The organism is Paraburkholderia ginsengisoli NBRC 100965 (assembly GCF_000739735.1).
Classification (GTDB): domain Bacteria; phylum Pseudomonadota; class Gammaproteobacteria; order Burkholderiales; family Burkholderiaceae; genus Paraburkholderia; species Paraburkholderia ginsengisoli.
Genome location: NZ_BBJF01000029.1, coordinates 1 through 22118, shown reverse-complemented (window position 1 = coordinate 22118; position 22118 = coordinate 1). Strand labels below are relative to the sequence as shown.

Below are 22118 nucleotides of genomic sequence, written 5' to 3'. Positions count from 1 at the left end.
CTCAGTAATAACCGCGTGGGCGCAACGGCTCGACGCCGCCGACGCTGCTCATGTAGTTGTTCCACTGCTGCACGAGACCGTCGATCACCGACGCGTTCTGCGTCGACACGTCCTGCGTTTCGCCGCGGTCCGCGCTCATGTCGAACAATTGCCAGTGCCCGTCCACGGGACCCGCCGACGGCTCCGTCCACAACGCCTTCCAGCGACCGTCGGCGCTACGCAGATAGCCGCGGCCATACGCTTCGTCGCCGAACGACGCGGTGTGCACCGCGCTCGTGGCCTGATCGTTCAGCACCGGTAACAGCGACTGCCCGGTGATCGGATACACGTAGCGATTGTTGTAGACCACCTTGCCCTTGTTCTGATCGACGCCGGTCAGCGCGTTGATCAGCGGCGGCGCGGCTTGCGTCGGCGGCGAGATCTGCGCGACCGCGAGGAATGTGGCCGTGTTGTCGGTGACGTGCGTGAAGTCGCGCAGCGTCGGCTTCTGCGCGGTTTGACCCGGCAGGTGCACGATCAACGGGGTGGACACGCCGCCCTCGCCCGAATAGCCCTTGGTCTGACGGAACGGCGTCGCGCTCACTTCGGCCCAGCGCAAACCGTATTGCAGCCGCCTCGCGTTTTGCAGGCCGTTGTCGGTGCCGAGTGTCGAATAGACCGGGTCGGCGGCATTCGCGGTATCGGTCGCGGTCGGGTCGGCGCCGGAGTCGATCGGCCAGCCTTCCGCGCCGTTGTCCGACTGGAACATGATGAACGTGTTGTCGTATTCGCCGATATCCTTCAGATGCTGGATCAGCAGGCCGATGTTGTGATCGAGGTTCTCGACCATGCCCGCGTAGATTTTCATGTAGCGCGCCTGCGCTTTCTTTTCGGCGGGCGTGAGGCTGTCCCACGATTTGTTCACGTAGCCGGGGCCGTAGTCGGTGTAGCCCTGCGCGGCGCTATGCACGGCGCTCACGTACTTCGCGTTCACCGTGCCGTTGTTCGCGGTGCCGGCGCTCGCGACGAGCGTTTCCGGAGCGGCGCCGTACGGTACGAAGTCGGCGGGAATGATGCCGAGCGCTTTCTGACGCGCGATTCGCGCATTGCGGATCACGTCGTAGCCGGCGTCGTATTTGCCGGCGTAGTTGTGCAGATAGGGTTCCGGCACCTGCAGCGGCCAGTGAGGCGACGTGTACGCGGCGTATGCGAAGAACGGCTTGCCGTCGCCTTTATTCGAATCGATGTACGAGATCAGGCGCTGCGTGTAGAAGTCGGTCGAGTAGAACACGGCGGGGCTGCCGCCTGTGCCGCCCGGTTGTCCCGGTTGGCCGGGCTGCACGTATTGACCGTCTTCGGTGTAGTTCTTCGAGCCCGCCGGTTCGTGCGCGAAGTGATTGGTCGCGGCGCCGCCGAGCAGCGCGTAGCTGTGCTCGAAGCCCCATTGGTCCGGCGTTTGTCCGCCGCCCGTCGCGCTGCCGACGATGCCCGAGCCGATGTGCCACTTGCCGGCCATATACGTGTGATAGCCGCCGTCCTTCAGCAACTGCGCCACCGACAACGCGCGATCGTTCAGATATCCCTCATAACCGGGCAGACCTTTGCGTTCGTCGGTCGGCGCGCCCATCGTGCCTTCGCCGACGAGATGGTGATCGGTGCCGGAGATCAGCATCGAGCGTGTAATCGCGCACACGGTGCCGGTGTGGTGATTCGTCAGGATGCGGCCCGATTGCACCAGCGCGTCGAGGTTGGGCGTATTGATTTCGCCGCCGAACGCGTGGATGTCGGAATAGCCGAGATCGTCGGCCATGATGTACAGGATGTTGGGCCGCTTCTGTGCGACCACGGGCGCGGGTGTCGGCGCCGCGTTGGCGTTGGTGCTCGGCAGATTGTCGTCGCCGCACGAGGCGAGCACGACGAGGCTGGCGACGGCCGCGCCGATGATGCCGAGACGAAGCGTGGGGCGATACGATCCATGTGTTGTCATTGTTGTGCTGACCGGGTATGTCGGGTCGCCGATGTTAGCAATGACGTCGTTCAGGCCAAAGATCGATTTCTGCGTTGCTATGAAGGATTGCCGATATAGCTGTTAAAGCGGCGATGTGGTGCGGCAGGGTGGTTTCGATGCGCCGCCGGACTCGCGCTGACTAATTGCCCGGTTCGAGTACCGGCTTGTCCGGGTTGGCCAGTGTTCTATAGGGAAGTTGTGCGGCGCGCGGATCGACGATCGTGTTGTCGATCACACGTTCGACGTCCGCCGTTTTCGCGAGTTCGGCGAGAAAGGTCTGCTTGTCGAAGCCCGGCGCGACGCAGCCTTCCACATAGATGAAGCGGCGTTGCAGCGTGAGCCACAGTGTCGATTGCTCGCGCCAGTGCGTCGCATAGTTGATATTGGCGAGACGCCGCTGCACGGCCTCGGCGATTTCCGCATCGTACAGATAGGCGTTCGGCAACCGGCAGCGGCCCTCGATCCAGCAGCTATTGCCGCGTTCGATCCGGTAATGGCTGTCGTCGAGCCATTCTTTTTCGGTTTCTAATGGGCCGAGCGGCGTGGGGCATGCGCTGATTGCTTTGGAGATCTGAAAGAACGGATCATGGCCACGATTAATGCGCGGCTGTTCCGCATGAGCTTGAGTCGCTGCCATGCAGACCAGCAGAGTGGCGACGCGCAGTTCGATCAGGCGTTTCATCGTTGACCCGCTCCAGGTGTTGGGCGTTCGACCGCAAAGAGTTGAACGGCAACGCTATTCTTACACCTGGTGCGGAGCAGTGCTCGACTGACAAAACGCGACGACGGCCATCGCGGCCGCTCACGCGCCAGCCGATGCTTCCAGTTCCGCAAGACGTTTGCGTAACAGGCGATCCTCCTGGAAGCGCGCGGTTTCGTCCCGGACCACTGCGACGATGCCGGTGAGTTCGTTTTGCGGCGAATGTAGCAGCGCGACGGTAAAGGCGATCGACATCGATCGTCCGTTCTTATCCACGGCGGGCACACGCAGCACGTCATTGCCGTAGCGGGTTTCGCCTGTCGCCATGGTCTTGTGATAGCCGTCCCAGTGGCGGCCGCGCAGGCGTTCCGGAATGATCAGATCCAGCGACTTTCCGAGCGCCTCGCTTTGCGTGAAGCCGAACATGCGTTCGGCCGCGGGGTTCCAGAAAGTGATGCTGCCGCCGGCATCGGAGATGATGATCGCGTCGCCGATTGCGTTGGCGAGTTGCTGGAAGTCGATGGCGGTTTGCACGGCGCTCCTCCAAAGTGAAAACGCAGAGTTGAATCGAATGCGGCGCCTTCACAGGCGCCGCATCGGCACGCCAGAACCTGAAGCTGTCCTGCGTGACACCGTCAGACTGCTTTGACCTCGCGTAGATTGAAGATGTCCTGCTGACTGTAGCCAAGGCTTGCCAGTACTTCGTCCGTATGTTCTCCGAGCAGCGGCGACGCGGTGACTTCCGGCTTCATATCCGAGAACTTGATTGGGCTGCCTACCGTCAGATACGAGCCGCGTTTCTTATGCGGCACTTCGACAATCGTGCCGCTCGCGCGCAATGACGGATCGTTGGCGAGTTCTTTCATGGTCAGCACCGGTGCGCACGGAATGTCGAACTTGCGCAGAATGTCGACCGCTTCGAATTTGGTCTTGTCGGCGAGCCACGCTTCGATCGTCTTGAAGATCTCGAAGATATGCGGTTGACGCGCCTCAGCGGTCTTGTACGCTGGGTCATCGATCCACTCGGGTTTGCCGAGCGCCTTGCAGATCGGTTCCCACGCGTGGCCCTGAATCGTGAAGTAGATGTAGGCGTTCGGGTCCGTCTCCCAGCCCTTGCACTTGAGCACCCATCCCGGCTGACCGCCGCCACCCGCATTACCGCCGCGTGGCACCACGTCGCTGAATTCACCGTGCGGATACTGCGGGTATTCCTCCAGATAGCCGACCCGTTCCAGCCGTTGCTGGTCACGCAATTTGACGCGGCACAGGTTCAGCACGCTGTCCTGCATCGACACGGCGACCTTCTGGCCTTTACCGGTTTTGTCGCGTCCGAGCAGCGCGGTCAGAATGCCGATCGCCAGATGCATGCCGGTGTTGCTGTCGCCGAGCGCCGCCGCGCTGATGGTCGGCGGGCCGTCCCAGAAGCCGGTGGTGGACGCCGCGCCGCCCGCGCACTGCGCGACGTTTTCATAGACCTTCAGGTCGTCGTAGTGATGGCCGTCGCTGAAGCCCTTCACCGAAGCGACGATCATCTTCGGATTGAGTTCGTTCAGACGTTCCCACGAAAAGCCCATCCGGTCCAACGCGCCCGGGCCAAAGTTCTCGACCAGAACATCGGATTCGCGAATCAGCTTTTCGAGCACTTCCTTGCCTTCGGGCTTTTTCGTGTCCAGCGTCAGCGACTTCTTGTTGCTGTTGAGCATGGTGAAATACAGCGCATCGGCATCGGGGATATCGCGCAACTGGTTACGCGTCACGTCGCCGGAACCGGGTCTTTCGACCTTGATCACATCGGCGCCGAACCACGCGAGCAACTGCGTGCACGCGGGACCCGCCTGAACGTGCGTGAAGTCGATGATCTTGATGCCTTCGAGAGGTTTGCTCATGTCGATATCTCCGTAGTTACGCTGATTACTTTTTCATTGCCGCGCTTTGCGGATTCAGATTGGTCAGGCGGCCGCTCTCGGTGCCGGCTGCTTCGTCGATGACGGCGTTGATCAAGCTCGGCTTGCCCGATGCGATCGCTTCTTGCAGCGCGTTCGTCAGTTCTTCCGGGGTGCTCACGTGATAACCGGCGCCGCCGAACGCCTCGATCATCCTGTCGTAACGCGCACCCTTCACGAATACGGTCGGGGCAACGTCCTTGCCGCCGGTCGGGTTCACGTCGGTGCCGCGATACACGCCGTTGTTGTTGAAGACGATCGTGCACACGGGCAGCTCGTAACGGCAGATCGTTTCGAGTTCCATCCCGCTGAATCCGAATGCACTATCGCCTTCGATCGCGACAACCGGTTTGCCGGTCGTGACCGCCGCGCCGATCGAGAAGCCCATGCCGATTCCCATGATTCCCCACGTGCCCGAATCGAAGCGTTTGCGCGGCTCGTACATGTCGATAATGCTGCGCGCGTAGTCGAGCGTATTCGCGCCTTCGTTGACGACGTTGATATCTGGGCGCGTCTTCAGCACATCGCGAATCGCACGCAATGCGCTGTGGAAGTTCATCGGCGATGGGTTCTTGTCGAGTGTCTCGGCCATCTTCGCGAGATTCTTGTTTTTGCGCGCGGCGATCGCGCCGAGCCATTCGGCGTCCGGTTTGCGGAAGCTCGCATCGATGCCGGCACGCAGCGCCGCCACGCATGAACCGATATCGCCGATGACCGGCGCGGCTATCGCGACGTTGCTGTCGATTTCCGTCGGCGAGATATCGACCTGGACGAATCGCTTTGGCTCGCCGCCCCACGTTTTGCCTTTGCCATGCGAGAGCAGCCAGTTCAGACGCGCGCCGATCAACACGACCACGTCGGCTTCCTGCAGTACGAACGAGCGCGCCGCCGACGCCGATTGCTCATGCGTGTCGGGCAACAGACCCTTGGCCATCGACATCGGCAGATACGGAATGCCGCTTTGCTCGACGAAGCCGCGGATCTCCGCGTCGGCCTGCGCGTACGCCGCGCCCTTGCCGAGCAGGATCAGCGGACGTTTGGCGCTTTTCAGCACCTCGATCGCGCGCTTGACGGATTCCGGCGCGGGCAACTGACGCGGCGCGGCGTCGACGACTTTCACCAGCGACTGCTGTGCCTTCACGGCGTCGAGCGTTTGCGAGAGCAGCTTGGCGGGCAAGTCCAGATACACGCCACCGGGGCGGCCCGACACGGCAGCGCGAATCGCACGCGCGACGCCGATGCCGATGTCCTCCGCATGCAACACACGATACGCGGCCTTCGCGTAAGGCTTGGCCGCGTTCAACTGATCCATTTCCTCGTAATCGCCCTGCTGCAGATCGACGATTTCGCGTTCACTAGAGCCGCTGATCAGAATCATCGGGAAACAGTTGGTGGTTGCATTGGCGAGCGCCGTCAGGCCGTTCAGAAAGCCCGGTGCCGACACGGTCAGGCAAATGCCCGGCTTCTGCGTGATGTAGCCGGAAATGGCGGCTGCGTTGCCTGCGTGCTGCTCGTGACGAAAGCCGATGAAACGCATCCCTTCCGCTTGTGCCAGTCGCGCCAGGTCGGTGATGGGGATGCCGACCAGTCCGAAAATGGTATCGATGTCGTTCAGCTTCAACGCATCGATGACGAGATGGAATCCGTCGGTCGTTTCGGTCGCCTGTTGTTTCAACGTGTCTTCTGTTGTGGACTGATCGGCTTCTGCCATGACATCTCTCCTTGGTGACGGGGCGTTGTGTGGTTGGGCGTGAGCGGCGCGCTCACGCTGGCTTTTATTCGGACGAGCCGCCGGACCACGGCTGCAACCTTGGTTCGGCAACGGTGACGCTGGCTGGTGCGCCCGAGTTTTCGATCCAGCGCTTTCTCATGGGTGCGAGGATGAACTTCGCGGAGACGGCGGCCGCGATCGATATCACTGCCGCCGAGATGAACACCGTGCTCCATCCACCGTTCGCGGACAGAAGCGAGGCGACCGGCACCAGCATCGCGGCCGTCCCCTTCGCGGTGTAAAGCGTCCCCGCATTCGCGGCGGCGTGCTTGCTGCCGAACGTGTCCGCGCAAGTCGCGGGAAAGATCGAGAAGATCTCGCCCCAGCAGAGGAAGACGGCGGCTGCGAAGAACATGAACGCGTACGGGTTGTGGCCGAACTGCATCAGCCCCAGCAGCGCGACGCCTTCGCCGAGGAAGATCATGAACATCGTGTTTTCGCGGCCGATGCGGTCTGACAGAAAACCGCATAGCGGACGGGTGAGTCCGTTGCACAGATTGTCGATCGACAGCGTCATCGTGAGAAGGGGCAGCGTGATGCCGAGCAGATTCACGGGCAGCCTGGCAAAGCCATATTCCTTCGCGATCGGTCCAAGCTGCGCGGTCGCGATGATGCCGCCGGCTGCGACGAAGACGAACATGAAATACAGCACCCAGAACAGCGGCGAGCGGATCATCTGGCGGGACGTGTAGTCGATCTTGCTCGCGACGATACGTTTAGCCGGGATCGCGTTGGCGGGCGGCTTCGGCCGCACCAGCATCATGGCGAGCAGCAGGATGGCGACACCCTGGAAAATGCCGAAGAACATGAACGCGTGCTCGTAGCCCGAACGCTGGATCATGTTGGCAATCGGTATCACCGTGACGGCCGCGCCGGCGCCGAAACCCGCCGCGGTCAACCCGGCTGCAAGACCGCGTTTGTCCGGAAACCATTTGAGCGCCATGCCGACGCAGGTGCCGTATACACAGCCCGCGCCAATGCCGGCGATGACGGCTGCAATGTACAGTTCGACGAGACTGGTCGCGTGCGCGTTGATGACCCAGCCGAGCGCGGCGCACAGCGCGCCGCCGGTCACCACCGGGCGCGGCCCGAACTTGTCGACGAGCCACCCCTCGACCGGAACGAGCCAGGTTTCGGTGACGATGAAGATCGTGAAGGCGGTCTGGATCGCCGCTTGACCCCAATGGTGCTTGTTGTCCATCGGTACGACGAACAGCGTCCACGCATACTGCAGATTCGCGACGAGCCCCATGCACACGATGCCGATAGCGAGTTGCACCCACCGGTGCTGCCAGAATGGTGCGCGGCCGCCTTCCAATACGTTGGAATGTCCCATGTCTCCGTCTCCTGTTCCGCCGCGCTCGAGTGGCGCGTTGAACTTACGTGATCGAATCGCTTCGCCGCCGTTTGCTTGCGGGCAATGAAGCGCCAATGGTCGGCCAGAGGGAACTGCAGTAAACGAAAAACCTTGCGCGCTGAACGGCCAACAGCTGGAGTGAAAGCTATTGAAGATGCAGCGTGTGTGAGGGGATGCTGCGCGAGATCAGCGATAAACGAAAGTTAAAACATTTTATGGTTTGTATTAGGCATCCGTAATATAAGGGTCTACCCTTTTGACCTGGGCCTGATCGTGAACTGCGAGAAGAGGTGCCTTCCATGGTCGCGGTCGCAACGGCAATCGGATGTATAAACAAAAGACTATAGTTTTTCGGAAAAATTTTAACTATTGTTTATTCATGGGCTCTTCTACTCTTGGTCAATGCCAATTGCCGGAAGGAGGCGACCATGAACCCCTCTCAAATCCCTGCTCGCGACAGCGCGCACGACGTGGAAGTCCAGGCGCAGCTTTGTGCCTATAACGCCGCTTTCGACGAACTCGGCCTGCGCTTTCGTTGGGACGAGCAGATGCTGACGTCGCTCGCCATGATCGACGGTGAGCGGGAGCAGATTGCGGCGTACATCGAAGCGCATCACGCGCACCTGCTGAAAGCCTATAGCGCCGAGTTTTTGAGCCGCGCGATTCTCGAGAGGAAGAACGCCCGCTGTCCGGCGCGCTTACAGAAGCGCGTCGAAAGTGCGCCGCTTGCGAGCCACGTGCCACATCAAGCCCAGACGAGCCGCCGGTCTGAACGCATGTCGTATGAAATGGAGCTGCCGGGACTGGCTGGCGCGTAGACGGCGCTGCGCGGTAAGGCGTGCCGGCTGCGGGACGGCCACGCGGCGCCGAGCGCTTGATCGCGTCACCGCCTCACCGTTTCGTGCGCCGGTTCTCCACCGCGAACTTGATCAACTCCGCCTGGCCTTCGATATCGAGCTTGCGCTTCAGATTCAGCCGATGCGTCTCCACGGTCCGAACGGAAAGATCGTTGCGTTGAGCGATCTGCTTGCTCGACAGGCCTTCGGCCAGCGCGTCGAGAATGTCCCGCTCGCGCGGTGTGAGACGCTCGACCGGCGATTGCGTCGCCGATGCCTGAATCAGCCGGGCGCCGAGCCCCGCGCTGAAAAAGGTCTTGCCGTCGAGCACGGCGCCGATCGCCTGAATGATTTCGGTGGCAGGCGAATCCTTGAGCACGTAGCCGCCCGCGCCCGCGCGTACCGCCTGGGTCACGTATTCGAGGTTGTCATGCATCGACAGCATCAGCACGCGAATCGCCGGAAAGCGTTCATGAAAGAGGCCCGCTAACGCGATGCCGTTCATCCCGTTCATGCCGACGTCCATCAGCACCAGATGCGGGGTTTCGCGCTCGGCGAGCGCGAGTGCTTCCTGCGCGTTGCCCGCTTCGCCGACCACTTCGAAGTGGCGCACCGCTTCGAGACGCGCGCGCAAACCGTCGCGCACGAGCGGGTGATCGTCGACGAGAAGCAGGCGCGCGAGGGTGGGGGAGGTGTCGTTCATGAGCGCATTTCCTGCAGCGGCGGCAAGGCCGCCTCGGATGTTTCAAGCGGCACGCGCGCGGCGACGACGGTATGGCCGGTTTGCGACGCGAGCGACAACGTGCCGCCCAGCGCTTCGAGCCGCTCGCGCATATTGCGCAGACCCACGCCCGAGCGTCGGCCGACAAAAGCGTGCGTCACGTCGAAGCCGCGTCCGTTATCCACAATCGTCAGCGTGACGGCGTCGTGCGAGATTTCGAGCGCCAGTGCCGCGCTCGACGCCTGCGCATGGCGCACGATGTTGGTCAGCGCTTCCTGGGCGATGCGAAACAGCACGGTGTTGACCGGGTCGGGGAGCGTCGCCGCATGCGTGTGCGCGATCTGCGTGAAGCCGATCTCGATGCCGGACTGCTCGCTGAGTTCGCGCGTCAGTTGCTCCAGCGCGGCCGCGACGCCGAGGTCGTCGAGCATCGACGGACGGAGTGCGTGAGAGATGCGCCGCACTTCGCGCAACGTATCGCCGAGCCGCGTGAGACTGGTGGCGAGCGCGGCTTCGGCGGCGGGCACCCGCGCCTCGCTGCGCTCGAAGCGCGCCAGCGCCGATTCGAGCAGCAGCTTCACCGACACCATCATCTGGCTGATGCCGTCATGCAATTCACGCGACAAACGCGCGCGTTCGTTTTCCTGCGACTCGACCACTTGTTGCGCAAGCCGCTTCAATTTCGCGTCGGCGCTGCGGTACTCGCTGACGTTGAGTACCAGCGCGCACAGCGCGATCACCGCGAGCCCGGCCACCGCGATTGCGTCGATCCACTTCATCGTGCGATCGATGTTGGCCGCGGCGCCCGCGTCGATATGCGCGAGCGTCGTGTCGACGTCGTCGAGATAGATGCCGGTGCCGATCATCCAGCCCCAGCGTTCGAGCGGCACCACGTAGCCGAGCTTCGATGCGACCTTACCGGTCGACGGACGGTGCCACAAATAGCGCACGTAGCCACCGCCGCGTGCAGCGGCCGCCAGCAGTTGCTGGATCGTCGGCGCGCCCTGGCTGTCGCGCAGCGCCCACAGATCGCGTCCGACCAGATCGGGCTCGCGCGGATGCATCAGCGTACGGCCGTGCATGTCGTAGACGAAGAAGTATCCGTCCTTGCCGAAATCCATTTTCTCCAGCACATCGAGCGCGCGGGTGCGCAGCAACGCGTCGTCGCGCGCATTGTCGCGGCCGGCGTCGTACAGCGGCGCAATCGCGGTGGTCGCAAGCTCGACGTAATGCTTGAGCTCAATTTCCTTGCTCGCCATGTACGCGGCCTGGGTGGTCGCGTGCTGCGTTTCGGCGAGCGATGTGGCTTCGCGGCGTACGCCGGTTTCGATGCTGGCGATGGCCGCCAGGAAGGGCACGATCGCCAGCAGGACAATCTTTGCTTTGAGTTTCATCGTTGAAAAAACAGCCGACGGGCTACGTAGTATTACGTAGCCGGCTTACGTAGTTGCGCGCTTGTGAGGACGCTCACGAAGGCGAATACTACATCCCCGCGGGAACCCGCGCGCGGCGGCCCATTGCGCGCGGCGATCCGCGTCGTGGAATGCGCCGGGCCGCCCCGGCAGTTCCGCAAGCAGGCGGGAGACGCCTGCATCCGGTTTTTTTGCCTAATATCAGATCACCGGTATTCCGCGCGGCGGGCCACGAGCCATGACGCGCGGTGTCGATAATAGACTTAGGAGAAGTTCGTGGAGACCTCCCCATCCGCCGGCCGTTCATGGCTCTGGCTCATTCTGCTGATCCCGTATATCGCGTTGTTGTGGCTGCCGTTCTATAACGACACGCATCCGCCGCTGTTCGGCTTTCCGTTCTTCTACTGGTATCAGTTTCTTTGGGTGCCGTTGACCTCGCTGCTGATTTACATCGTGTATCGAGGTGTCAAATGAATGATCTGAATCCCGTGAATCCGGTTGCGATGACCGTGTTCATCGCGTTCTTCGTGCTCGTCACCGTGATCGGCTTTTTCGCCGCGCGCTGGAAACGGGGCGACCTGACGCAATTGCACGAGTGGGGTCTTGGCGGGCGGCAGTTCGGCACGATCATTTCGTGGTTCCTCGTGGGCGGCGACTTCTATACCGCTTATACGGTGATCGCGGTGCCCGCGCTGGTGTACTCGGTCGGCGCATATGGTTTCTTCGCGTTGCCGTACACGATCATCGTCTATCCGTTCGTGTTCGCGGTGATGCCGAAGTTGTGGAAGGTCGCGCACGCGAAGAACCACATCACGGCGGCGGACTACGTACAAGGCGAATACGGCGGCAAGTGGTTCCCGGCTGCGGTCGCGCTGACCGGCATTGTCGCGACGATGCCGTATATCGCGCTGCAACTGGTCGGTATGCAGGTGGTGATCAAGGGGCTCGGCGTGAGTGGCGAAATGCCGTTGATCGTCGCCTTCGTGATTCTCGCGCTCTATACGTATGCAAGCGGCCTGCGCGCGCCGGCGATGATCGCGTTCGTGAAGGACATCATGATCTATATCGTCGTGATCGCGGCGATCTGGCTGATTCCGGCGAAGCTCGGCGGCTACGCGCACGTGTTCGACGCGGCCGATGCGCACTTCAAGGCCAAGGGCGGCGCGACCGGCATCATTCTGCATCCGGGGCAGTTCACCGCGTTCGCTTCGCTCGCGTTGGGTTCGGCGCTGGCGGCGTTCATGTATCCGCATACGATGACGGCGGTGCTGTCGTCCGCGTCGGCGAAGACGGTGAAGAAGAATGCGATCTTCCTGCCGGCGTACACGTTGCTGCTGGGTCTGATCGCGTTGCTCGGCTATATGGCGATTGCCGCTGATGTGAACGTCAAGTCGGCGTCCGACGTGGTGCCGGCATTGTTCGGCACGCTGTTCCCGCAGTGGTTCGTCGGTTTCGCGGCCGCGGCGATTGCGATCAGCGCATTGGTGCCCGCTGCGATCATGTCGATCGGCGCGGCGAATCTGTTCACGCGCAATCTGTGGCGTCCGCTGGTGTCGCCGAATATTTCGCCCGAGGGCGAGGCGTCCACCGCGAAGATCGTTTCGCTGGTCGTGAAGTTCGGTGCGCTGCTGTTCATCGTGTTCCTGCCGACGCAGTACGCGATCGACCTGCAACTGCTCGGCGGCGTGTGGATCCTGCAGATTTTCCCGGCTATCGTGTTCTCGCTGTACACGCGTCGCCTGAACACGCCTGGCCTGTTCCTCGGCTGGCTGGTTGGGATTGTAATCGGCACCGGGCTCGCGATGTCGCAAGGGCTCAAGCCGGTGTATGCGCTGCATCTCGGCGCGACGGCTTATCCGTTGTATATCGGCCTGATTGCGCTGGCGGCCAATATCGTCGTGACGTTCGCGGTGTCGGTGGTGACGCCGCGCCGTGCGGTGGCTGCGGCCTGAACGTTGTGTCTGTCTGATTAGAACGCCGCGAAGCCTTTGCTTCGCGGCGTTTTTTATTGCGGCGGCGATGTGCCGCTTCGTGTCAGGCGTCGGCCCAGCGACGTAGCAGATTGTGATAGATGCCGGTGAGGCTGATCACGGTAGGATCGTTCGAGCCTTTCTCCGCAGCGAGACGTTGCACGTCGTTGTCGAGTTGAAACAGCATGGTGCGCTCGCCGTCGTCGCGCACCATGCTCTGAATCCAGAAGAACGATGCGACCCGCACGCCGCGCGTGACCGGACCCACATGATGCAGGCTCGAAGCGGGGTAGAGCACCATGTCGCCGGCCGGCAGTTTCGCGCGATGCACGCCGTAGGTATCCTCGACGCAGAGTTCGCCGCCGTCGTACGTGTCCGGCTCGGCGAGAAACAGCGTGGCCGACAGATCGCTGCGAATGCGGAAATTGGTGCCGCGCAACAGGCGGATCGCGTTGTCCACGTGGGTGTTGAAACCGTCGCCGCCTGCGTAGCGGTTAAAGAGCGGCGGGAATACCTTCAGCGGGAGCGCCGCGGAGAAGAAGCGCGCGTTCACGCCGAGCGCGTCCTGAATCGCATCGCCGACCGCGCGCGCCGCGGGCGATCCCTCGGGCAGTTGCTGGTTGCGTTTGGCCTGCGCCGACTGCATGCCGGAAGTCGCGTTGCCGTCGATCCATTGCGCCGCGTCGAGTACTTCGCGACATTGCGCGACCTGCTGTTTGTCGAGGACGCCTTGCAGATGCAGCATCATGCGCGTGATTCCTGTGCGGGGTGCGGCGCGGCGTTATATTGCGTGGTGCCGTTTGCCATGGTGTTGCTGGTGATGTGCTTGGTGGCGCTCGCTGTGACGATGCGCGCGTCGATCTCTTCACCCAGCGCGCGAAACGCGCTCATCGGTGAAGCCGCGAGCCATCGCTGCATCTTCGCGATGAACACCGGCGTCGCCGTTTGCGGCACACGCTGCAACCATCGCAGCGCGTGATCGATTTCGCCGCGTTCGGCCAATAGCCGCGCGTAATTGAACTGACCGCGGAAGTCGCCACCTTCCGCCGCGCGCCGGTAATAGTCGAGCGCGATGTTCGCGTTCGCACCGACCACCCAGCCGTCTTCGTAAAAGCTGCCGACGAAGTTCAGCGATTTCGCGTGCCCGAGTTCGGCGGCGCGCCGGAACCACTGCAACGCCTCCGCGCGATCGCGCTCGACGCCGTTGCCGAGCGCCAATGCCGACGCGTAGTTGTACATGCCCCAGTCGAGTCCGGCCCGCGCCGCGAGCCGATACCAGTAGACCGCAACCGGCGCGCACGCCGCCGTGCCCCAGCCATGTTCATAGCAGCGGCCCAGCATGTTCATCGCCATCGGATGATCGCGCCGCGCCGCGTGCCTGAACCAGGTGAACGCTTCTTCCGCATTGCGCTCCACGCCGTGCCCGTCGAGCAGATACTGCCCATATACGGCCTGCGCTTCGACGATGCCGTTATGCGCGGCCGCCGCCACCCAGGCGGCGGCCTGGGCCGGCGGCCCGGAGAGAATCGCGGCGAGCTCGTCGTGCGACACGCTCGCCAACGCCTTCAACGTCACCTGTTCCATCGGGCGGATGCTTAGTAGTGCGCGTTGAGCGTCAGGAACGCGGAGCGTCCCGGCGCGATCGACGCATAGTGCGACGCATACGCCTGGTCGTAGTACGTGCGGTTGAAGATGTTCTGCACGTTCAGTTGCAGGTCGACATGCTTGTTGACGCGGTACGTCGCCACGCCGTCGAAGCGCCAGTAAGAGGGCACCGCGCGCAGATTCGCCGTGTCGCCGTAAACCTGGGACATGTAGAACGCGCCGCCGCCGATCGTGAACTTCGGCAGCACGTCGTAGGTGGTCCACAGGCTGACGCTGTTCTTCGGCGTATTCGGGAACTGGTGGCCGTTATCCGACGTGGTCTTGCCGTTGTCGCGCAACTCGCTCTTCAGGTACGTGTAGCCGCCGAACACTTGCCACTTGTTCGTCAACTGGCCCGCCACGCCGAATTCGAAACCTTGTACGCGCTTGTTGCCGACCATCGCGTAGGAGTTATCCGGCAGCGTGACGCGTGCGTTGGTCGTGTCGATCTGGAAGATCGCGCCGGTCAGCGAGAGCTTGTTGTTCAGCACGTTCCACTTGGTGCCGAGCTCGATGCTGCGGTTCTTTTCCGGCGAGAGATCAGCCGCGTTCGCACCGATGCCGCCACGACCGGGCGTCAGCGACTGCGTTTCGCTGCCCTGGCCGAGCAGCGAGCCGGCCGGCGTCGACGAGGTCGAAATCGACGTATAGATGCTGCCGTTCGACGCCGGCTTGAAGACGAGGCCGAACTGGTAGTTGAACAGCGTATCGTCGCGCGAGACGCGCCCCGCGCCGTTGGCGACGGTGTTGCGGAAGTCGGTCGAATAATCGTCGACGCGCAGGCCGACGTTGGCCTGCCAGCGTTTGGTCAGCTCGATCGTGTCGAACGCGTACAGCGATTTGGTGGTGGTGCGCTGCTCGCTCGGATCGTTGGTCTGCCTGACCGAACCGGCCCACGGGCCGTTCGGATTGGGCGTCCACAAGCTCGTGCAGTTATAGTTCGACGCCGCGCCGATGCCGTTGGTCCTGCAGATCGCCCCGGTCGCCGCGGCCACGGTGTACGAGTCGTTCACGCTGGTTTCGCGCGATACTTCGAGCCCGGTCGTGAAACTGTGCTTCAGGAAACCCGTGTTGAACTCGCCGAACAGTTCGGTCTGGTTCGCGAGGCTGTAGACGTCGCTCGCGCGCGTATTCGCGCGGCGCCACACCATGCCGTTCACCACGTTGCCCTGGCTGTCATCCGGCTGGGTCCAGATGTAGTCCTGCGCCGACTTCGTGTAGCGCGTCGTGTTGCGGATCGTCAGATTGCTGTTGATGTCGTGCTCGACACGCACCGTGCCGACATCCGACGTCGTCTTGCGGAAATCGCGGTCGATCAGGCCGTAGAAGTTATGACGGTCCACGTTCGCCGGATAGATCGTGTTGACGTTCGCCGGCTTGTTGGTGGTCGTGTAGTAGTACGGAATACCGCTATCGGGCAGGTCGTCCGTCTGCAGATGGTAGTAGCTCGCCGTCACGCGGGTCGGCGTGCCGAGACCGTAGGTGAACGACGGCGCGATGCCCCAGCGTTCGTTGTTGACCGCGTCGCGGCCGGCCACGTCGTTGTTGTGGCTCATCACGTTCAGGCGGAATGCCGCGTGATCGGCCATTTGCCAATTGCCGTCCGCGGTGAAGCGGCGATAACGGTCGGTGCCGAGGCCTGCGCTGCCGTCGGCGGAGTTGCCCAGATGCGGGGTCTTCGTGATCAGGTTGATGCTGCCGCCCGCGCCGCCGCGGCCGCCGAAGGCGCCGTCCGCGCCCTTGGTTACTTCGACGCTCTGGATGTTGAACACTTCACGGGTGGTCGCGCCGACATCGCGCATTCCGTCGACGAAGGTGCTGCCCTGCGCGTCGTAGCCGCGGATGAACGGACGGTCGCCGAGCGGATTGCCGCCTTCGCCCGCGCCGAACGTGATGCCCGGCACGGTGCGCAGCGCTTCGGTCAGCGTCGACGCGCCGGTGCTCTGAATCAGTTCTTGCGGGATAACGGTCACGGAGCGCGGCGTATCGAGCAACGGCGCGGTGAATTTGACCGAGGCCGACTGGTCCGTTTTGAAGCCGTCGTCCGTCTGACCTTGCACGGCGATAGCTGCCAGTTGGCCCTCCCTGTCAGGCGGCGCGGTGCCCGCGGTGCCCTGCGCGAGGGCGGGGCCGGCAGCCAACATGCTGCACAGCGTGGTGCTGATTTTGCCGAGCTTCGGTTCGTCGGACCGCAACTTCATTTTCTTATCCCGTAGGTTCTGGAAGCCGCAGGCAGGCACCGTGACCTTACCCGTGTATTCCATGTTTATTACAAAGTGATTGCGGATCGCATTCTATGTAATTACGGGGTAATTGAGAAGCGTTCTCAATGAGAAAGTTGGCGGTGCAGTGGGTCTGGGAAATGTGAATCCGATTGGTTTAGACGACAATCGCGATAGTTGTGGGAAAATATCGGGCATTTACTGGCCATACTGCGCAATGCCGAGGCTTTTTTTTTTGTGTGCGAAAGAAGCAACGGGAGGCAGAAGTCGAGCGGTTCGGCCCCCATTACCGGGGCGATACGGGAAGGAAATTCAGCGCTCGACGAGCGTATTCGGAAGCCCAGCTCGGCCGATTCCTTTCGCGCGGATAACAACCCGCCGGCGTCCCGCGATGCGGGGCCAGATACGCCGACGGATGGTTTGTACCGCGACGTCAGCGGTCGACGCGTTGCTGCAAGTGAGCCGGATAACGGTCGCCCACGATCTTGATCCGCTCGAGCGCGGTCTCGATTGCGGCAAGGTCGCCGGCCGACAGTTCGACCGCCGCCGCGCCCACGTTTTCCTGCAGGCGATGCAACTTCGTCGTCCCAGGAATCGGCGCGATCCACGGCTTTTGCGCGAGCAGCCAGGCCAGCGCGATCTGCGCGCGCGTCGTGCCTCGCGCGTCGGCGATCCGGCCGAGCACCTCGACGAGCCCCGCGTTGGCCTTGCGGTTTTCCTCGGAGAAACGCGGCACGATATTGCGGAAGTCGGTCTTGTCGAAGGTGGTGTTCGTATCGATCGCGCCGGTCAGGAAGCCCTTGCCGAGCGGACTGAACGGCACGAAGCCGATGCCCAGTTCCTCGAGCGTCGGCAGCACGGTCTGTTCGGGCTCGCGCCACCACAACGAATACTCGCTTTGCAACGCGGCCACAGGCTGCACCGCGTGCGCGCGGCGGATCGACGCCGCGCCCGCTTCGGACATGCCGAAGTGCTTCACCTTGCCCTGCTGGATCAGATCCTTGACGGCGCCGGCGACGTCTTCGAGCGGCACGTCCGGATCGACGCGGTGCTGGTAGAACAGGTCGATGCGATCGGTTTTGAGGCGCTTGAGCGACGCTTCCGCGACCGCGCGGATTCGCTCGGGACGGCTGTCGAGCGGCTTCTTCGAATCACCGTCCTGAAAGCCGAATTTGGTGGCGATCACGATCTGGTCGCGAAACGGCTGCACGGCTTCGCCGACCAGTTCCTCGTTCGTGAACGGGCCGTAGCACTCGGCGGTGTCGAAGAACGTGACGCCCTGCTCGAAGGCGGACCGAATCAGTTTGATACCCGCGGACTTCTCGACGGCCGGTCCATAGCCGAAGCTCAGGCCCATGCAGCCGAGTCCGATCGCCGACACTTCCAATCCACTATTGCCCAGTTTGCGTTTTTGCATGCTGTTTGCTCCTTGACGGATTGCGCGGGCGCGAGTCCTGTGGTCGATGCCAGGACTCACGCGTCGCGTGAGGTTCAGGGAGTCAAGCTTAGGGCTGGGGCTGTTGTTCAACAATACGCCCGGCACGGCATGGGGTTATGAGTGGGATTCATCTATGCCCGGCGCGCGCCGAACGCCCGCGACGTTTAGAACCGTTCCACGCGGAACGGCTGCGGATTCACGAGGGTCGGCTCGCCGGTCATCATTTCGGCGATCAGCCGGCCGGTGACCGGCCCCAGCGTCAGTCCGTGATGCGCATGGCCGAACGCGAACCACAGGCCCGCATGCCGCTTTGCGGGGCCAATGACCGGCATCATGTCCGGCGTGCAGGGGCGGCCTCCCATCCACGGTTCGGCGTCGAGACGCTCGCCCAGCGGAAACAGCGTGCGCGCAATCGGCTCGACCGCGGCGAGTTGCGTCGGCGTTTTCGCTGCATCGCGCCGCGCGATTTCAGCGCCGGTCGTGAGGCGGATGCCGCGCGCCATCGGCGCCAGCAGATAGCCGTTTTCCACATCCAACACTGGATGATTCAGGCGGGCGTTCTGCTGCGGCGCGTAATGCATGTGATATCCGCGCTTGACGGCGAGCGGCACGAGATAGCCGAGCCGCGAACTCACTCGATCGGACCAAGGCCCCAACGCAACGACGGCCGTTGCCGCAGTGACGGTGCCGGCTTCGGTATCGACCTGCCAGCCTTCGCGAAACGTGTCCGCGTCGCCGATAAAAAAGCGCCCGCCCAGCGCTTCGAAATGCTTCGCGTACGCGGTGACGAGCGCATTGGGATCGCTGACCGAATCGGACTCGGGGTAGCGCAAACCGCCTCGCAAGTGCCGGTCGAGATCGGGTTCCATCTGTTGGAGGTGGGACGGGTCGAGCGCTTCGAACGCGACGCCGTACTCGCGATGCCACCGCTCGGCGAGCCGCGTTTCCGCGTCCTGCACGGCGGCGCTGCGAAACACCTTCATCCAGCCGATCGGGCGCAACAGCGCGCTCGCGCCGGCAGCGGCGGCGAGCGCGCGGTGTTCGCTCACGCAGTGTTCGATCAGCGTCGAGTACGACTTCGCGATCTCGGCATGTCGGGCCGGATGAGAGTTGCGCCAGTATTGCCAGAGGAAGGGCGCGGTCTTGAGCATGGCGTCGGCATGGTAGCGAACGTCCGGCGACTGGTTGCGCGCATAGCGCAGCAATGTGCCGAGTCCGCGCGGAAACGCGTACGGATAAACGCCTTCGCGCTGGATGAGCCCCGCGTTGCCGAACGAGGTTTCATTGCCGGGCAATTTGCGGTCGACCAGCGCCACCTGACGCCCGCGTTTCTGCAGATGCACGGCGACACTCACCCCAACAATGCCCGCGCCGAGCACGACGGTATCGAATTTCATGCTGCGTGTTTGCCTCGCTTGAAGTCACTGTGTTTGAAGGTGTCCGCGGGTTCGCGTGCGGGCCTCGCGGATAGGCGATGCAAACGGATACGGACGCGCATCGCGCGGTGGTCTGCCTTTCTTCCAGGCGTCCTCGCCGACTTTTTCGTGTTGCAGTCTTGCAGGCGGTCTTGATGAAGCGCTGTGCTTCGATGTTGCCCGCGAAGCGGGTTTCATCTTACAGGGAACCGCTTGTTCATCGGGTGGCTTCGAGTTCGCCGCGAACGTTCAACGCATAACGGGCATTGCATCGCTAGGCGGATGCCCAGCCGAATGACGAGATGAAGCAGTTCTGCTGAAGGGCATCAGGAAACACGCTGTAGGAATCAAAGACTCAACCCGCACGAACAACGGAAAACCCCCTGACGGAACGCTGGAAAAGCGCGTCAGGCCCGTCGAAACACCTTGCCCGAACACTCCGCGAATCGCCCGACACCGACCCCCGTCCCGCCACCGTGTAAACTGGCGACTTTTTTGTCTCCGGTGGTATGGTGCAAGCCCCCCAGCGCACAGCTCCCAGCGGCCCGGCGCTTATTCGCCTGCTGGCTCGTCTGGCGGATGTCGATGTCCCCGAATCCAGGCAATCGCTGTCGGACCGGCTTAGCCAGTGGCTCGGCTGGACGGACGCGATCGCGCTGTCGTCGGCGCTGAACGGCAATCCGCCCGCGGTCGCCGCGGCAGCGCGCAGTTTCGGCAGCGCCGAAGAGGACGAGTGCGTCCGCGTGCGCAGCTCGCTCACGAAGGCCGTGGCCGGCGACAGCGTGTTCGCCGCCGCGCGGCGCCGTGCACATGCGCCCGCGCACACGCCGGCGCAAAGCGCGCCGCTCGACGCGCCGGTGGATTACGCGCTGTTCCGTCAGCGCTACGTCGCGATCCAGCAGTCGATGGAAACCGCGGTCGGCACGCTGCGCGGTCGTCTGCGCGGCATGCTTGCCACGCGGACGCCCGCGATGGCGCGTCTTGCGGTGGTCGACGCGGTGATGGAGCGTGCCCTGGGCGAGCGCGAGCGCAATCTGCTGGGTTCGGTGCCCGGCCTGCTCGCCGGGCACTTCGAGCGTTTGCGCGCAGCCGAGCAGCAGGCGCTTGCCGCGCCGGAGACAGCAGAGGCTTCCATAGACGCCGCGCCGGTCACGCCCGGCGCATGGCTGGACGTGTTCCGCAAGGATATGCAGAGCGTCCTGCTTGCCGAACTGGAAGTTCGTTTTCAACCGGTCGAAGGGTTGCTCGCCGCTCTTCGCACCCGCTAACTGGGACACTATGTCCAGATATCGTATTGATCTCGTTGTGTTTCTGGCCGGTCTGGCCGCTGCCTGCTGGATCGCCGCCAGCTATGTCGGTTCGAACCCGCTGGCGCTGGCCGTCACGTTATTGATCGGCGCATGCTACGTGGCGGGCGCGCTCGAACTGCGCCGCTACAGCCAGGCGACGGGCACGCTGACGCGCGCGGTCGCGGGCTTATCCGGGCCGCCGCCGGGGCTCGCCGCGTGGCTTGAGCCGCTGCATCCGAGTCTGCGCAACGCGGCGCGCTTGCGCATCGAGGGCGAGCGCGTCGCGTTGCCGGGTCCGGCATTGACGCCGTATCTCGTCGGGCTGCTGGTGTTGCTCGGCATGCTGGGCACGCTGCTCGGCATGGTGGCGACGTTGCGCGGCACCGGCATCGCGCTGGAGAGCGCGACGGACTTGCAGGCGATCCGCGCTTCGCTGGCGGCGCCGGTCAAGGGGCTGGGGTTTGCGTTCGGCACGTCGATTGCGGGCGTGGCCACCTCGGCGATGCTCGGGCTGTTGTCCGCGCTGTATCGCCGCGAGCGGCTCGAAGCAGCGCAGATGCTCGACATGAAAATCGCGACGAGCCTGCGCGTGTATTCGCAGAGCCATCAACGCGAGGAAAGCTTCCGACTGCTGCAGCGCCAGGCGGAGGTGATGCCGACGCTGGTCGATCGCTTGCAAACGATGATGGCGGCGCTCGAACAGCAGAGCGTCGCGTCGCACGAGCGGCAACTCGCGAGCCAGGACGCGTTCCATGGCAAGACCGAGGCCGCTTATCTGCGTCTGGCCGGCGCTGTCGAACGGTCGTTGAAGGACAGCGTCGCCGACAGCGCGCGCGCTGCGGGCGCCGCGTTGCAGCCTGTCATGGAAGCGACGCTGGCCGGTCTCGCGCGCGAGTCGGCGGCGTTGCACGAGACAGTATCGCAGGCGGTGCAGCGGCAACTCGACGGACTGTCGAGCGGCTTTGCGGCGACCAGCGCGAACGTCGCCGACATCTGGAACAACGCGTTGGCCAAGCAGCAGCGTTCGAGCGATGAGCTGACCGCGCAACTGCGCACGTCGGTCGAGCGCGCCGCCGAAACGTTCGAGCAACGCTCGGCGGCGTTGCTCGCCGATGTGTCCGCGCGTCTGGACGAAACGGCGGGCGGGGTGTCGCAAGCATGGCAGGCGGCGCTGGCGCGGCAGGAGAGCGTCGGCGAAAAGCTCGCGGCGAACAATCAGCAAGCGCTGGCGATGGCCGCGGCGAGCTTCGAGCAGCATGCGGCGTCGCTGGTGCGGACGGTCGGGCAGTCGCATACGGAGTTGCAAACGGAACTGGTTTCGCGCGACGAAGAGCGGCTGGCGGTTTGGAGCGGGACGTTCGGGGCGATGGCGAGCAAGTTGAGCGAGCAGTGGGAGCAGTCGGGTGCACAAAC

Annotated in this window: 18 protein-coding genes; 5 read left to right on the top strand and 13 right to left on the bottom strand. The window is 63.3% G+C overall.

What is annotated here, in order from left to right:
- Position 1: 1 nt before the first annotated feature.
- The 6 genes from BGI01S_RS27965 to oxlT all read right to left on the bottom strand — a co-directional run bounded on the left by BGI01S_RS27965 (position 2) and on the right by oxlT (position 7737).
- Entirely contained in the window at positions 2-1966 is a 1965-nt protein-coding gene (locus BGI01S_RS27965; RefSeq protein WP_042329653.1) for an arylsulfatase, read from the bottom strand.
- A gap of 160 nt (positions 1967-2126) precedes the next feature.
- Positions 2127-2669: a hypothetical protein gene (locus BGI01S_RS27960; RefSeq protein ID WP_042329652.1), complete on the bottom strand. Its 543-nt coding sequence runs from the start codon at positions 2667-2669 to the stop codon at positions 2127-2129.
- 120 nt (positions 2670-2789) lie between these two features.
- Positions 2790-3221 carry a PAS domain-containing protein gene (locus tag BGI01S_RS27955; RefSeq protein ID WP_042329651.1) on the bottom strand — a complete coding sequence of 144 codons (432 nt, stop codon included), beginning with the start codon at positions 3219-3221 and terminating at the stop codon, positions 2790-2792.
- Between the two features lie 101 nt (positions 3222-3322).
- The gene (gene frc, locus BGI01S_RS27950; protein WP_042329650.1) at positions 3323-4573 is read right to left on the bottom strand and encodes a formyl-CoA transferase; all 1251 of its coding nucleotides are present in this window, start codon (positions 4571-4573) and stop codon (positions 3323-3325) included.
- A gap of 25 nt (positions 4574-4598) precedes the next feature.
- A complete protein-coding gene (oxc, locus tag BGI01S_RS27945) occupies positions 4599-6341 on the bottom strand; it encodes an oxalyl-CoA decarboxylase (RefSeq protein ID WP_042329649.1) in 1743 nt (580 codons plus the stop codon).
- A gap of 64 nt (positions 6342-6405) precedes the next feature.
- The gene (oxlT, locus tag BGI01S_RS27940; protein ID WP_042329648.1) at positions 6406-7737 is read right to left on the bottom strand and encodes an oxalate/formate MFS antiporter; all 1332 of its coding nucleotides are present in this window, start codon (positions 7735-7737) and stop codon (positions 6406-6408) included.
- Between the two features lie 449 nt (positions 7738-8186).
- Between oxlT and BGI01S_RS27935 the strand changes: the two genes are divergently transcribed.
- The gene (locus BGI01S_RS27935) at positions 8187-8576 is read left to right on the top strand and encodes a hypothetical protein (protein ID WP_042329647.1); all 390 of its coding nucleotides are present in this window, start codon (positions 8187-8189) and stop codon (positions 8574-8576) included.
- A 73-nt stretch (positions 8577-8649) separates the two neighbouring features.
- Here BGI01S_RS27935 and BGI01S_RS27930 read toward each other — a convergent pair whose 3' ends face one another.
- On the bottom strand, positions 8650-9297 hold the full coding sequence (locus BGI01S_RS27930; protein ID WP_042329646.1) for a response regulator: 648 nt from the start codon (positions 9295-9297) through the stop codon (positions 8650-8652).
- On the bottom strand, positions 9294-10709 hold the full coding sequence (locus tag BGI01S_RS27925; protein WP_042329645.1) for a cache domain-containing protein: 1416 nt from the start codon (positions 10707-10709) through the stop codon (positions 9294-9296). The genes BGI01S_RS27930 and BGI01S_RS27925 overlap by 4 nt, the downstream gene beginning before the upstream one ends.
- Before the next feature lie 294 nt (positions 10710-11003).
- Between BGI01S_RS27925 and BGI01S_RS27920 the strand changes: the two genes are divergently transcribed.
- Positions 11004-11201 (top strand): DUF3311 domain-containing protein, encoded by a 198-nt coding sequence (locus BGI01S_RS27920; protein WP_042329644.1) that lies wholly within the window; start codon positions 11004-11006, stop codon positions 11199-11201.
- Positions 11198-12679 carry a monocarboxylate uptake permease MctP gene (gene mctP, locus BGI01S_RS27915; protein ID WP_042329643.1) on the top strand — a complete coding sequence of 494 codons (1482 nt, stop codon included), beginning with the start codon at positions 11198-11200 and terminating at the stop codon, positions 12677-12679. Before BGI01S_RS27920 ends, mctP begins: the two co-directional genes overlap by 4 nt.
- An 82-nt stretch (positions 12680-12761) precedes the next feature.
- Here the strand turns inward: mctP and BGI01S_RS27910 are convergent, their stop codons facing one another.
- The 5 genes from BGI01S_RS27910 to BGI01S_RS27890 all read right to left on the bottom strand — a co-directional run bounded on the left by BGI01S_RS27910 (position 12762) and on the right by BGI01S_RS27890 (position 19398).
- Positions 12762-13445: a Fe2+-dependent dioxygenase gene (locus tag BGI01S_RS27910; RefSeq protein WP_042329642.1), complete on the bottom strand. Its 684-nt coding sequence runs from the start codon at positions 13443-13445 to the stop codon at positions 12762-12764.
- Positions 13442-14281 (bottom strand): tetratricopeptide repeat protein, encoded by an 840-nt coding sequence (locus BGI01S_RS27905; RefSeq protein WP_042329641.1) that lies wholly within the window; start codon positions 14279-14281, stop codon positions 13442-13444. The genes BGI01S_RS27910 and BGI01S_RS27905 overlap by 4 nt, the downstream gene beginning before the upstream one ends.
- 11 nt (positions 14282-14292) lie before the next feature.
- Positions 14293-16542 carry a TonB-dependent receptor gene (locus BGI01S_RS27900; RefSeq protein ID WP_042329640.1) on the bottom strand — a complete coding sequence of 750 codons (2250 nt, stop codon included), beginning with the start codon at positions 16540-16542 and terminating at the stop codon, positions 14293-14295.
- A gap of 454 nt (positions 16543-16996) precedes the next feature.
- Positions 16997-17980 carry an aldo/keto reductase gene (locus tag BGI01S_RS27895; protein WP_042329639.1) on the bottom strand — a complete coding sequence of 328 codons (984 nt, stop codon included), beginning with the start codon at positions 17978-17980 and terminating at the stop codon, positions 16997-16999.
- 185 nt (positions 17981-18165) lie between these two features.
- Entirely contained in the window at positions 18166-19398 is a 1233-nt protein-coding gene (locus BGI01S_RS27890; RefSeq protein ID WP_042329638.1) for an NAD(P)/FAD-dependent oxidoreductase, read from the bottom strand.
- 527 nt (positions 19399-19925) lie between these two features.
- Between BGI01S_RS27890 and BGI01S_RS27885 the strand changes: the two genes are divergently transcribed.
- Together BGI01S_RS27885 and BGI01S_RS27880 are read left to right on the top strand one after the other, a co-directional pair.
- A complete protein-coding gene (locus BGI01S_RS27885; protein ID WP_042329637.1) occupies positions 19926-20684 on the top strand; it encodes a DUF3348 domain-containing protein in 759 nt (252 codons plus the stop codon).
- A gap of 10 nt (positions 20685-20694) precedes the next feature.
- Positions 20695-22118: DUF802 domain-containing protein (locus BGI01S_RS27880; RefSeq protein ID WP_042329669.1), on the top strand; the 1424-nt coding region annotated here is incomplete at its 3' end.

What these genes read in the sequence shown, in the direction of transcription:
- BGI01S_RS27965 (WP_042329653.1), bottom strand. Translation starts at nt 1,966, where the DNA reads ATGACAACACATGGATCGTATCGCCCCACGCTTCGTCTCGGCATCATC.
- BGI01S_RS27960 (WP_042329652.1), bottom strand. Translation starts at nt 2,669, where the DNA reads ATGAAACGCCTGATCGAACTGCGCGTCGCCACTCTGCTGGTCTGCATG.
- frc (WP_042329650.1), bottom strand. Translation starts at nt 4,573, where the DNA reads ATGAGCAAACCTCTCGAAGGCATCAAGATCATCGACTTCACGCACGTT.
- oxc (WP_042329649.1), bottom strand. Translation starts at nt 6,341, where the DNA reads ATGGCAGAAGCCGATCAGTCCACAACAGAAGACACGTTGAAACAACAG.
- oxlT (WP_042329648.1), bottom strand. Translation starts at nt 7,737, where the DNA reads ATGGGACATTCCAACGTATTGGAAGGCGGCCGCGCACCATTCTGGCAG.
- BGI01S_RS27935 (WP_042329647.1), top strand. Translation starts at nt 8,187, where the DNA reads ATGAACCCCTCTCAAATCCCTGCTCGCGACAGCGCGCACGACGTGGAA.
- BGI01S_RS27930 (WP_042329646.1), bottom strand. Translation starts at nt 9,297, where the DNA reads ATGAACGACACCTCCCCCACCCTCGCGCGCCTGCTTCTCGTCGACGAT.
- BGI01S_RS27925 (WP_042329645.1), bottom strand. Translation starts at nt 10,709, where the DNA reads ATGAAACTCAAAGCAAAGATTGTCCTGCTGGCGATCGTGCCCTTCCTG.
- mctP (WP_042329643.1), top strand. Translation starts at nt 11,198, where the DNA reads ATGAATGATCTGAATCCCGTGAATCCGGTTGCGATGACCGTGTTCATC.
- BGI01S_RS27910 (WP_042329642.1), bottom strand. Translation starts at nt 13,445, where the DNA reads ATGATGCTGCATCTGCAAGGCGTCCTCGACAAACAGCAGGTCGCGCAA.
- BGI01S_RS27905 (WP_042329641.1), bottom strand. Translation starts at nt 14,281, where the DNA reads ATGGAACAGGTGACGTTGAAGGCGTTGGCGAGCGTGTCGCACGACGAG.
- BGI01S_RS27900 (WP_042329640.1), bottom strand. Translation starts at nt 16,542, where the DNA reads ATGAAGTTGCGGTCCGACGAACCGAAGCTCGGCAAAATCAGCACCACG.
- BGI01S_RS27895 (WP_042329639.1), bottom strand. Translation starts at nt 17,980, where the DNA reads ATGCAAAAACGCAAACTGGGCAATAGTGGATTGGAAGTGTCGGCGATC.
- BGI01S_RS27890 (WP_042329638.1), bottom strand. Translation starts at nt 19,398, where the DNA reads ATGAAATTCGATACCGTCGTGCTCGGCGCGGGCATTGTTGGGGTGAGT.
- BGI01S_RS27885 (WP_042329637.1), top strand. Translation starts at nt 19,926, where the DNA reads ATGGTGCAAGCCCCCCAGCGCACAGCTCCCAGCGGCCCGGCGCTTATT.